The organism is Streptomyces sp. NPDC001914 (assembly GCF_042891215.1).
Lineage (GTDB): Bacteria > Actinomycetota > Actinomycetes > Streptomycetales > Streptomycetaceae > Streptomyces.
Window position 1 is genome coordinate 41,947 of record NZ_JBIASW010000030.1, and the last position, 9,916, is coordinate 51,862.

Sequence of the window (9,916 nt, forward strand, 5' to 3'; positions counted from 1 at the left end):
CCGCATGCCGATCGCCGTGCAGCGCGCGGAGACGTTCTACCTGCCGCCGCCCCGGGAACCCGACGACGCCTGGGCCGGTGTGCCGGCCGCCGAGCTGGTCTGGCGGTGGATGGAGTACCGGACAGGCCGGCGCTTGGTCCTGCCCACCGAGAACGTCGACGACGTCTACTTCGCCCGCATCAACCAGAACCGGTGGATCGCCGACTGCTCGTCGTGCGGGTCAGCCGCAGTCGTGAGCCCTGCCGATCCTCGGTACGCCTGCACCGAATGCCAGTGGGGATGGTGCCTGGTCGTCTTCCCGGCCGACCCGGCCGCCGTCGAGGCCAGCCTCATGGGGCTCAAGCCCGGCCTGCGGAACTGGTGGAACGACGACGACCCGACCAACCCGAACCGGCCGCCGGACCCTGGACCCGAGCCGGGACCGGAGGATGAGCCGGCATGACGTTCACGCCGAGAACCTGGGTCGTTGGCGAGGTGGTCTCCGCCGCGATCATGAACCAGGAGATCCGCGACCAGTTCAACAGCATGTTCGCCGCTTGGACCGCCTACGTACCGACGTGGACATCGAGCGGCACCGCACCGAACATCCAGAACGGAACACTCTCCGGCCGCTACATCAAGTACGGCCGGACCGTGCTGTGCGAGATCAACATGGTGACCGGGTCAACCACCACGTACGGCTCCGGAAACTACAACTGGAGCTTGCCGTTCACGGCCGCCAACGCCGGCATCTCCGTCGTGGGTACAGCCCAGCTGCTCGGCACGGCCCGCTGGAACGGCGCCATCGTCATCAGCCCGAACGCAGCCAACTGCAGTGCGTTCCTCCCGGTATCCGCGACCGACACCCGAACGAACTTCATGACGCCCAGTTCGCCCGAGACCCTCGCCTCGGGCGCCCAGGTACGGCTGTGCTTCACCTACGAGTCCGCAACCTGATCGGAGGAAACGTGGTCACCTTCGATGGCCTGCCCGCCGTGCTCTACTCCGCGCACCGCGGTGGCGCCGGCGAAGTCCCTGAGAACACCCTCGAGGCGCTGCGGGCGGGGGCCCGGTGGGCTGAGGTCCTGGACCTGGACACGCAGGTCCTTGGCGACGGCACACCGGTGCTGATGCACGACGCGACCGTGGACCGTACGACCTTCGGCGTCGGCCTGGTCAGCGACTACAACATCGCCCAATGGGTGCAGCTCCGCTCCGACCCTGCCGCCTGGGGGTTCGGGCCGAACTCTCCGATGCTCGCGGTTCCCACGGTGGACCAGGCGCTCGATGCGTTCGGCGGCCGCCGCGTGCTAACCGTGGAGGCGAAGACGTCGGCCGGGGTGCCGGAGCTCGCGGCTGCGATCTGCGACCGCGGCCTGCAGAACTCGGTCCTCGTCAACACCAACGACCCGGGCACCGTCGCCGCGATCCGCGCGGCCGGGTGCCGGGCGCATCTGTGGCGCTCCGCCGCGCAGATGGCCAGCGACGACTTCGCCGAGCTGGTGGCCGCGGGCGCGGATGTCCTGGACGTGGACATCGCCGCGGCGGATGAGCTCCTCGGGGCGGCTGTGGCCGCGTGCCCGCCGCTGGGGGTGTGGGCGCACACGATCACCCGGCGCGTGCAGCGCGACCGCGCCGTCGCGCTGGGGTGCCGCGGGATTGTCACGGACTATCCGGGCTACGTCACCGGGCGGGCGCCCGTGCGCAGCAGTGACAGCCTGGCCTCCGGCCTGGGGTACGGGTACGTGCCTTCGGGCAGTGCGCCGCGGCCTCTGCTTCTGGCCGGTGGGGTGCTGCACTTCGCATCCACCGGGGACACCCAGGTCGTGCTGCTTGGCGAGTTGTCGCCGGTGTCGCGGCCGTCGTTCACGGTCGAGGCCCGGTTCTCTCTGTCGTCGGCCGACTCGACGCGTCCGTGGTTCGGGCTGCACTTGGGGCTCGACGATGCGGGCGCCGTGCTGAAGTCCTCGGCGATCGTCCACGACGGGTACACGGTCCAGTACACGGGCGGCGGGAACCTCGCGATCTACCGGGACGACGTCGACACCGGCACGTCCACGAAGGTGGCGTCCGTCGCGGCCGGCGGGACCTTCAAGGCGGACACCGCGTACACGCTGCGCCTGACCGTGTCGCCCACCCAGCTCCGGCTGTCGGTGCCCGAGCTGTCCACAGCTGTGGCCGTTGCCAGTGACGGCGCGCATCGCGGCCCGATGTCCCTGTACCTGGGACGGGCCGCCTCCACCGCAGGCATCACCGCGAAGGCCTGGGACATCAACGTCATCTGAGCCCTCCTCTCCCCCTACACCCCACCGCCCCGAGCCAGTTGGCCGGGGCATTCTCATGTCTGGAGTCCGCATGGCCACACCCCCCAGCGCTGCGACGTTCGCCGCGCTGCTCCGCGACGAGGGCGCCACAGTCGTTGAGGTCGGCGACTGGGAGCACCACAACCGCAACACGAAGGGACCGTGGGGTCCGGTGCACGGTGTGATGATCCACCACACCGTGACCAAGGGCACCACGAGCACGGTCGCCATCGTGCGTGACGGGTACGCGGACCTGCCCGGCCCGCTGTGCCACGGCATGATCGCCAAGAACGGGACCGTGCACCTGGTCGGCTACGGCCGCGCAAACCATGCAGGCCTCGGTGACCCGGACGTGCTGCAGGCCGTCATCGCCGAGAAGGCCCCGCCCACGGATGACCAGGCGGCGGTCGACGGAAATCGGCACTTCTACGGGTTCGAGTGCGAGAACCTCGGCGACGGCCAGGACCCGTGGCCCGAGGAGCAGCTGCTCGCGATAGAGCGGGTGGCCGCGGCCCTGTGCCGGCACCACGGCTGGTCGGAGCGCTCGGTCATCCGCCACCTGGACTGGCAGCCGGGCAAGGTGGACCCGAGGGGGCCGGGCATGGACTGGTCGTCGATGCTCGCCCGGATCGCGAAGCGCCTGGGGGCGAAGCCGTCGACGCCCACGCTGCCGACTCCGCCGCAGATTCCGAAGGTGTCCCTGTCCAGGCTTATCGCCGCGGCCAAGCATGACCCGGCAGCGCACGGGACCCCGGTCACGTACGCCGGTACCCGCACGGTCGAGATCGCGCTGATCAACGAGGGCTTGCTCTCGCTCGCGCGGCTCGATGGCCACTACGGCACCGCGACCAAGGACGCCATGTCCGAGTGGCAGGAGCGGTGCGGCTACCACGGACGGAAGCCCGGGCAGCCAGCTGACGGCATTCCTGGCAAGGACTCGCTCACCCGGCTCGGCAAGAAGCACGGCTTCAGCGTCGTCGCCTGATGAGCCCGGACTACAGCCGCCCGCCAAAGGACTGGCCGGGTCTGGAGAGCGTCGACCTGGTCGAGCTCACGCCGGGCATCTTCTACGGGTGGCTGGACGAGACCAACCCGATCTTCTGGCACCGTTGCGCTGCGCTGGCCGACGTGCCCGAGGAGCGCACGGTGCACGGCCCCTGGCGGGCGGCGGGCACCGGCGCGCACACGCTCGTCACGCGCGAGCCCCTCCACCTCGAGCCGTCGCTCCTGTGGAAGTGCTGCGGCACCCACGGCTTCGTACGCGACGGGAAGTGGATCCCCGCCTGATCACCGCTCGGCTCCGACAGCCGGGCGATCCTCCATCACAGAAAGGAGGCTGGCTATGCCCGCCTCGCTCTTCCCGTCCATCATGCGGACCGTGGTCCCGCTCATAGCCGGATGGCTCCTGACGCTCGCGGTCAAGGCTGGAGTCACGATCACCTCGGACACGGTCACCGCTGCTGTGACCGTCGCCGTGGTCCTGGCCTACTACCTCCTCTTCCGCATGCTCGAGTTCCTCGGGACCAAGTTGCGCGGCACGGTCCTGCAGAAGGCGGCTGGGTTCTTCCTCGGCTGGGCGCGGCCGCCGGCCTACCCCTCGGCCGACGACGCGTTGCCGCCCCTCACGGGTACCTACCGCACGGATGTCTGACTGATCGGAGCACGCTGTGGCAGATGAGCCGACCAACGGCGAACTCGGGAGGCTCATCGAGGCCCTGCGCTCCGAGATGCGTGAGGACCTGGGCGGTCTGAACACCCGGCTCGACCGGGTTGTCCCGCTCGACGTCTACACCATCGAGAAGCAGCAGACGTCGAAGCGACTCGACGACCTCGAGACGGCTCGCAAGGAAGACGCGGCCCGGGTCACAGCCACCCGCCGATGGATGATCGGCACCGTCATAACAGTCGTGGCCGCCCTGCTCCCCTACCTGGGCGCGCTGGTGAAGGGAGCAGGCGCATGACAGGGGTCAAGGGCACGAGGCGCAGACTGCGCAGGCGGGCATGGCATGGTGACCTCCTGGCCGTACTCGGCGCGCTGCTGGCGGGGGCTGCGTTCCTGACAGTGCAGCAGCTGGCGAGTGATCTGCGGGCGGCCAATGAGGCGCGCGACGCTCTCGCCACCCAGGTACAGCGGCTAGGAGCAACACCCGTCGCAGGTCCTCCGGGGACTCGGGGCAAGGAAGGCCGCAGCGTGACCGGGGCACGCGGTCCGAAGGGCGACCCGGGCGAGGCCGGTCCGCCCGGTGAGCCCGGACCATCCGGTTCACCGGGACCGTCCGGACCGCCGGGCAAGAACGGATCGGACGGCGCGAACGGGACGAGCGGGGCGGATGGCGTGGGCCAGGCCGGCGCTACCGGTCCGGCCGGACCGGCTGGGCCCCCGGGTCCGCAGGGGGAGCCGGGCCCCGCAGGTGAGGACGGGCAGGACGGCGCTGACGGGGCGGACGGGCAGACCTGCCCAGACGGTTACAGTCTGCAGGCCCCAGCCTATGACCCTGACGCCCTGGTCTGCAGACGAGAGCCAGCCCCCAGCAACGACAGCCCCGAGAGGTCGAGCCTGCTGTCGTTGGGCCTGGACCCGACCCGACGGCAGTACGCGTGAACCGTGACGGCCCCCGCCTCCTCGAGGAGGCGGGGGCCGTTTCGTCGTGTCTCAGTCCTGCTTGAGTACGCGGGTGCGGGCTTGGTCCAGGCGGTCGCGCAGCACAGTGGCGCTGACCTTCTGCAGGCCGCCTCTGGTGAGCTTGTACACCCAGGGCCCGGGGATCTCGGCGAGGGGGACGAGTTGTTCGTACACCTCGCGGAACTGGGCGATCCTGACGCGGGTGGGGGTGTTGTTGTCGGTGAAGACCACGTAGCGCGCTGAGTGGTCGAGGATCGCCTGCAGCTCGAGCAGGTTGCTCAGGATGGCCTTGTCCGATCCGATGCAGATCCGGCCCGCTTCACTGGCGTCTGCGATCCACTGCTCATCAAGTACGGACTCGGCGGGCGTGACTCCGTACAGATCGCCGATGGTCTGGACGTCGGGGCACAGTTCCCGGGCGGCCTCGGCGAACCTGTGCGCGTGCGCGCTGCGGTCCAGGAAGAGGCGCAGTCCCCCCGCTTCGGTCATGCAGCCTCGCGTTCGATCCGTTCGTGAACTTCGGCCACCTGGTCCTCGGGAAGGCCGTAGTCGATGGCTACGTCTGCGATGGACTCGCCCGCGCGTAGGTCGTCGGCTACGACGTACAGGGGTGTACCTGACTTGGTGAAGAACGGACGCCCGAAGTTGACGCCCGGGAGCACGCTGATCTGAGCGACCTCGTACCCCGGCAAATCGATCTTGCGGGCGTACTGGTTGCCGGAGTCGTCGTAGTCGATCCGGGTCAGGTAGCTCTCGATGGCCTCCCGGAAGACGTACTGCCCGTCCTTCAGGACGATCAGCTTGCGCGTCTCCCGCTTGTCCTCACCGCCGAGATCGTCGCCGATCTCGTACAGCAGCTGGGCGCCGAGGACGTACAGCCGACGGGATGCGAGGGCATGCTCGACGCCGATCTGGTCCCGCACGAGCTCGAGGGCCGGTCGGATCTTCTGCAGCGGTACCTGGGCCCGCCGGAGGGCGGACAGGAACATGCCCTCGGCGAGCCCGATGAAAGGAATCGAGGGGTGAGGGGAGTGAGGTGAGCCCAGATAGGTGATCAGAGGGGAGCCGACGACCTCGGGACGGTTGGGGAAGGTGTTCCGGTATCCCCGTGCCCAGTTCCGGAAAGTCGACGAAGCCATGTCGAGGTAGCCAGCCGCTTCGGCTTGTGTGTACAGGGGGACACTGAAGCGGACGTCCTCACGCTTGTCAGCCACGGCCACCACCTCCGCCCCCAGTCTTACAGCCGTAGAGCGAGGACGATACACAGCCCCCAGCCGTCGAGGGAGTGACTCTTCACCATCGGTCGATAGCTGTGCGTACGCGTCTCGAACAGAGCAAGCCGCTGACCGCTCGTCGCGTCCGGGCTCAAGCAGCCTCGAGGACCTCACCCTGCACAGCGGCCGCCCACGCCACGACCAGCCGCTCGTACTCGACGCGCTGCTCCGCACTCAGGGTTCCGCCGGCGCGCAGCCAGAGCGCACGGATCTGCTCGTTGATGTCGTCGGCAGACCGTGCGGAACCAGGGGCAGGGTCGTCTGGGGACATGCTCCGATCTTACGGTGCACCTCTGTCAGCGAGGCCGGACTGCGCGCTGGGCGCGGGTGATGACTGCCTGAGCGTCGGCGCCGTACACGGCCGACTCCCGAAGCGTGCGCCAGGTCCGGAGGTAGGTCGACACGGTGTCGGCGTCGTCCAGCCACAGTTCGGCATGCCAGTCCTCGGCGATGACGAGCCGTTCGTCTATGACCCAGAAGCCGTTGGCCGGCGGGATCTTCAGGGACGCGGCCAGGGGAATAATGCCGAGCCGGACTGTATCCATCCCGATCATCCCGCCGAGCCGATCGAGCTGACTCGCAAGGACCGACGGTGAGCAGATCAGGGCGTGGAGCGCGGGCTCCCACACCAGGGCGTGGAACTCGCGTCCGGTGGTGTACAGCCACTCCTGGCGCCGCATGCGTGCACGGACCGCCTCGTCGGTGTCCTGCTTCGTTCCGTACAGGTTGGCGTAGCGGAGGAATACGGCGCGCGCGTAGTCGGCGGTCTGGAGCATGCCGGGGATGACGGCTTCCTCCCACGCCAGGATGGTCGTTGCTCGGACCACCTCGATGTTCCAGGCGTCCTGCACGGGCCGGTGGCCGGCGGCCAGTTGGCGGCGCCAGGAGCGGATGTGCGACTCGAATCCCTTGAGGCGCGCGGCCAGTTCGTCGAAGGTGTCCGGCTGTCCGACGGCGTCCGCCCATGCGCGGAGGTCCGCGCTGGTCGCGGTCTGCCGGCCACCCTCCAACTTGTAGATCTTGGAGTGTGGCCAGCCGAGCCGCTGTGCGAGCTGGGGGCCGGTGAGCTGTCCTCCCACGGCTGCGAACCGGAGCTCACGCAGGCGAGCTCCGAGGGCCTCGCGCGCTTGCTGGAAGTCCGTGCTCACCGGCCCGCCGCTAGCGGGACTCGCGCAGCTGCGCGGCGAACTCGGTGCAGCCCAGGGCGTCGTGGCTGGCGACGTCGCGGAGCTGGCAGTAGCGCAGGACCTCAGCGGGCTCGGTGATGATCTCGACGTCGTGGAAAACGTCCTGGTCGTCGAAGTTCAGCCGGGCGACCATGCGGCTGTCGAAGATCCAGAAGTCCTCGAGGGGGAGCAGGCGGGCGTCGGCCTCGCTCCGGGACAGGCAGCGGATGTCTTCGCCAGCCGCGGTGCCCCGCGGGGAGTCGGCGAGGAGGAACAGCTGCCCTTCGGTCGGCGGCTCGTCGACGATACGGACGCGGCCGACTGTCTTCCCGGCGAGGACCTGGGCGCGGATGTTCCGCGACCAGTCGTCGTCGTAGTCGAGGGTGATCGCCCCGGTCTCGAGGAACTCGCGGTAGGTCTCGTCCTCGCGGTCGGAGGCGTAGCCGCGGCGCGTCTCTAGCCGCCAGGCGGTGTGCTCGAAGGTCTCGAAGAGCCGGCCGAACTCGTCCAGGCCGATCAGCTTGGGCACGCGCTCCATCTCCTTGGGGGCGTGGTTGACGAGGAGCTCGCGCGGTACGAGCACGGCCGTGTCGTCCGGGCCGAGGTGGCGCAGCCGAGCGAGGTCCGCGGGGTCGGTGACCGGCAGGCCCTGCACGATCACATCGCCGGTGTCCGTATCCGTGTGAAGGGCGGGGCACCCGCCGTTCTTGCTGTCCGTGCCAGTGAAGATGAGCCGTCGCGCCACGGTGTCCTCCTTGTACGGGGGTTGTCGCCACCAGCATCACCAGCGGATGAGCTTCGCTCTACAGCGTGCCGCGCCCGTCGTGAGAACACAGGAGAACATCCGGCCAGAGCGGGAGAACATTCGAGAACATCGCCTCGCCCGTGTCAACAGGCGGCGCCTACGGTCCTGGTCATGGCCACAGCACCCGAGCTGCACGACACCGTCGACCCGTTCACCGCCATGGAGTCCCTCCGGGCGGCCCTGGACGGCGTCGGGATCGTACTGCCGTCCCTCGCAGTCGACCCCGCGTCACCGACCCTGCGTCTGGTTGACCTCGGGCGAGTCCGCGCTGACGTGGCCCTGCGACTGGCCGACGCACTGCGAGGAGCAGCAGCATGACGACAACCACCACCGAGACTTCGCCAGCAGTCTTCGTCCCTCCGGCTGTGCTCGAGGCCTTAGGGCTTCCCGATCTGCACGGCCTCGACGAGGACCGCGCGAGCGGACGAGCATGCGTCTGGGAGGGCGAGCGGCTGACCATCGAGACCGCGGTCGACCTCGGCGAACAACTGGCGCCGACCAACTCCGCCAGCGTCATCGGACAGCGCTGGTTCCCCCGGGCCTGCCACAAGCACCTCGCCCAGCGGGCGCACGACACGCTCTTCACCCACTGCCCGAGCTGCGAAGACTGCGCTGAACCGGCGGACTGCGAGGTGGGACGTGCCCTGTACCGACTGCTGAGGGAGCACCGCCGATGATCTGCGCGCGGTGCGACAAGCCGATCGGTAAGGGCGAGCGGTCCACGACGTCACCGATTGACGGGGCGTCCGGGGCAGGCGCCACAGTCACAGTTCATGCGGAGCCGTGCCGTCGCGTGGACCAGCCGACAGTGCAGCAGGGGCGCGGCGTGAGCCGCTGGTAGATCTCCCGGGGCCAGGACGGGCCGGACCCGGGTGATGCGGCCGCCCTTGCTCCCCCGCGGGGGCGGCCGCTTAGCGGATGAGGTCAGGCAGCGGTACGTCGAGGACGTCGGCCAGGAGCAGCAGGTCCTCCAAGTTGGGGATGCGTGCCGCGTACTCCCACCTGTGGATCGTGCGGTGGTCGCGGCCGATCCGATGGCCGAGTTCCACCTGGGTGAGTCCGGCGTGAATGCGTGCCTCGCGGAGGCGTGACCCGATGACGGCGCGGCGGGTGATTACCCAGTCGGGCACAGGATCGAGTGGCACACGACCCACGCTGTAACGATCATGGCCACTTGTCTTTGCCTGGCCGGGCAAATTGAATGATCTAGGTCACGGGAGGCTGCTGCCTTGAACTCTCGAGCTGCGGAATTCCGTGAGTAGGGAGCGGCCCCGGGTGTACGAGTCTCCGCCCGGCCGGCCGTCAGGCGCCGCGACTACGTCAAGGCGCCCCGCCCCGGCACCGTTTGGTGCCGGGGCGGTTTAACGTGGACGCGAAGAGGCCCCCACCGTCATGTCCGGTGGGGGCCTCTTGCCTGTATGGGCCGCCTCCCCGACGGGCGCCACACAGGATCGCGAGAGGCGAGTCTCAGACGCGCGCGGGGAGTCACGCCTGCCCCTCTCGTGATCAGCACTCTACGTGTTGTGCACATGGAGTCCAGTCCCTCAGATGGGTGACTTCGCAGCTTTTTCCCTGGGGATGTGGCATCCATGTGGCATCCGGCCACGAGAAAGGCCCCCCGTTCGAACAGAACGGGGGGCCCTCAACCCCTCTGACCTGCTGCGCAGATCAGTGCCCCCGGCAGGATTCGAACCTGCGACACCCGCTTTAGGAGAGCGGTGCTCTATCCCCTGAGCTACGAAGGCGTGCGGATCGTGTGCGATCCG

General features: G+C 69.0%; 15 protein-coding genes and 1 tRNA gene. 9 read left to right on the forward strand and 7 right to left on the reverse strand.

Translation table 11 applies throughout. The features are described 5' to 3' along the window. The first annotated feature begins 4 nt into the window (after positions 1-4). The 7 genes from ACFYYF_RS40535 to ACFYYF_RS40565 all read left to right on the forward strand — a co-directional run bounded on the left by ACFYYF_RS40535 (position 5) and on the right by ACFYYF_RS40565 (position 4,243). On the forward strand, positions 5-442 hold the full coding sequence (locus ACFYYF_RS40535; protein ID WP_388784298.1) for a hypothetical protein: 438 nt from the start codon (positions 5-7) through the stop codon (positions 440-442). Then, positions 439-936, forward strand: coding sequence for a hypothetical protein (locus tag ACFYYF_RS40540; protein WP_388784300.1), 498 nt, complete (start codon positions 439-441; stop codon positions 934-936). Before ACFYYF_RS40535 ends, ACFYYF_RS40540 begins: the two co-directional genes overlap by 4 nt. A gap of 11 nt (positions 937-947) precedes the next feature. Beyond that, positions 948-2,264 (forward strand): glycerophosphodiester phosphodiesterase, encoded by a 1,317-nt coding sequence (locus ACFYYF_RS40545; protein ID WP_388784303.1) that lies wholly within the window; start codon positions 948-950, stop codon positions 2,262-2,264. Positions 2,265-2,334: 70 nt separating this feature from the next. Beyond that, positions 2,335-3,267, forward strand: a complete 933-nt coding sequence (locus ACFYYF_RS40550) for an N-acetylmuramoyl-L-alanine amidase (RefSeq protein ID WP_388784306.1) — start codon at positions 2,335-2,337, stop codon at positions 3,265-3,267. After that, on the forward strand, positions 3,267-3,569 hold the full coding sequence (locus tag ACFYYF_RS40555; protein WP_388784309.1) for a hypothetical protein: 303 nt from the start codon (positions 3,267-3,269) through the stop codon (positions 3,567-3,569). The genes ACFYYF_RS40550 and ACFYYF_RS40555 overlap by 1 nt, the downstream gene beginning before the upstream one ends. 55 nt (positions 3,570-3,624) lie before the next feature. Next, the gene (locus ACFYYF_RS40560; protein WP_388784312.1) at positions 3,625-3,933 is read left to right on the forward strand and encodes a hypothetical protein; all 309 of its coding nucleotides are present in this window, start codon (positions 3,625-3,627) and stop codon (positions 3,931-3,933) included. 16 nt (positions 3,934-3,949) lie between these two features. Continuing rightward, a complete protein-coding gene (locus ACFYYF_RS40565) occupies positions 3,950-4,243 on the forward strand; it encodes a hypothetical protein (protein WP_388784315.1) in 294 nt (97 codons plus the stop codon). A gap of 692 nt (positions 4,244-4,935) precedes the next feature. On the opposite strand, the gene ACFYYF_RS40570 is transcribed toward ACFYYF_RS40565, so the two are convergent. The 5 genes from ACFYYF_RS40570 to ACFYYF_RS40590 form a co-directional block, all read right to left on the reverse strand. Further along, complete coding sequence (locus tag ACFYYF_RS40570; RefSeq protein ID WP_388784318.1) at positions 4,936-5,394, reverse strand: hypothetical protein; 459 nt, start codon at positions 5,392-5,394, stop codon at positions 4,936-4,938. Beyond that, a complete protein-coding gene (locus ACFYYF_RS40575) occupies positions 5,391-6,119 on the reverse strand; it encodes a DUF433 domain-containing protein (protein ID WP_388784320.1) in 729 nt (242 codons plus the stop codon). Before ACFYYF_RS40575 ends, ACFYYF_RS40570 begins: the two co-directional genes overlap by 4 nt. 151 nt (positions 6,120-6,270) lie before the next feature. Beyond that, positions 6,271-6,450 carry a hypothetical protein gene (locus tag ACFYYF_RS40580; RefSeq protein ID WP_388784323.1) on the reverse strand — a complete coding sequence of 60 codons (180 nt, stop codon included), beginning with the start codon at positions 6,448-6,450 and terminating at the stop codon, positions 6,271-6,273. Between the two features lie 25 nt (positions 6,451-6,475). Continuing rightward, on the reverse strand, positions 6,476-7,327 hold the full coding sequence (locus ACFYYF_RS40585) for a helix-turn-helix domain-containing protein (RefSeq protein ID WP_388784325.1): 852 nt from the start codon (positions 7,325-7,327) through the stop codon (positions 6,476-6,478). 10 nt (positions 7,328-7,337) lie between these two features. Further along, positions 7,338-8,090, reverse strand: coding sequence for a DUF6879 family protein (locus ACFYYF_RS40590; protein WP_388784327.1), 753 nt, complete (start codon positions 8,088-8,090; stop codon positions 7,338-7,340). A gap of 171 nt (positions 8,091-8,261) precedes the next feature. On the opposite strand from ACFYYF_RS40590, the gene ACFYYF_RS40595 reads away from it, so the two are divergent. Both ACFYYF_RS40595 and ACFYYF_RS40600 read left to right on the forward strand, forming a co-directional pair. Then, positions 8,262-8,468, forward strand: a complete 207-nt coding sequence (locus ACFYYF_RS40595) for a hypothetical protein (RefSeq protein ID WP_388784329.1) — start codon at positions 8,262-8,264, stop codon at positions 8,466-8,468. Continuing rightward, a complete protein-coding gene (locus ACFYYF_RS40600) occupies positions 8,465-8,827 on the forward strand; it encodes a hypothetical protein (protein WP_388784331.1) in 363 nt (120 codons plus the stop codon). Before ACFYYF_RS40595 ends, ACFYYF_RS40600 begins: the two co-directional genes overlap by 4 nt. 234 nt (positions 8,828-9,061) lie before the next feature. On the opposite strand, the gene ACFYYF_RS40605 is transcribed toward ACFYYF_RS40600, so the two are convergent. Together ACFYYF_RS40605 and ACFYYF_RS40610 are read right to left on the reverse strand one after the other, a co-directional pair. Next, complete coding sequence (locus tag ACFYYF_RS40605; RefSeq protein WP_388784333.1) at positions 9,062-9,280, reverse strand: helix-turn-helix transcriptional regulator; 219 nt, start codon at positions 9,278-9,280, stop codon at positions 9,062-9,064. A gap of 542 nt (positions 9,281-9,822) precedes the next feature. Further along, positions 9,823-9,895, reverse strand: a tRNA-Arg gene (locus ACFYYF_RS40610). Positions 9,896-9,916 lie beyond the last annotated feature (21 nt).

Excerpts from the sequence above, each read along its gene's own strand:
- ACFYYF_RS40595 (WP_388784329.1), top strand. The coding sequence starts at position 8,262 with ATGGCCACAGCACCCGAGCTGCACGACACCGTCGACCCGTTCACCGCC.
- ACFYYF_RS40580 (WP_388784323.1), bottom strand. The coding sequence starts at position 6,450 with ATGTCCCCAGACGACCCTGCCCCTGGTTCCGCACGGTCTGCCGACGAC.
- ACFYYF_RS40555 (WP_388784309.1), top strand. The coding sequence starts at position 3,267 with ATGAGCCCGGACTACAGCCGCCCGCCAAAGGACTGGCCGGGTCTGGAG.
- ACFYYF_RS40600 (WP_388784331.1), top strand. The coding sequence starts at position 8,465 with ATGACGACAACCACCACCGAGACTTCGCCAGCAGTCTTCGTCCCTCCG.
- ACFYYF_RS40570 (WP_388784318.1), bottom strand. The coding sequence starts at position 5,394 with ATGACCGAAGCGGGGGGACTGCGCCTCTTCCTGGACCGCAGCGCGCAC.
- ACFYYF_RS40535 (WP_388784298.1), top strand. The coding sequence starts at position 5 with ATGCCGATCGCCGTGCAGCGCGCGGAGACGTTCTACCTGCCGCCGCCC.
- ACFYYF_RS40550 (WP_388784306.1), top strand. The coding sequence starts at position 2,335 with ATGGCCACACCCCCCAGCGCTGCGACGTTCGCCGCGCTGCTCCGCGAC.
- ACFYYF_RS40560 (WP_388784312.1), top strand. The coding sequence starts at position 3,625 with ATGCCCGCCTCGCTCTTCCCGTCCATCATGCGGACCGTGGTCCCGCTC.
- ACFYYF_RS40540 (WP_388784300.1), top strand. The coding sequence starts at position 439 with ATGACGTTCACGCCGAGAACCTGGGTCGTTGGCGAGGTGGTCTCCGCC.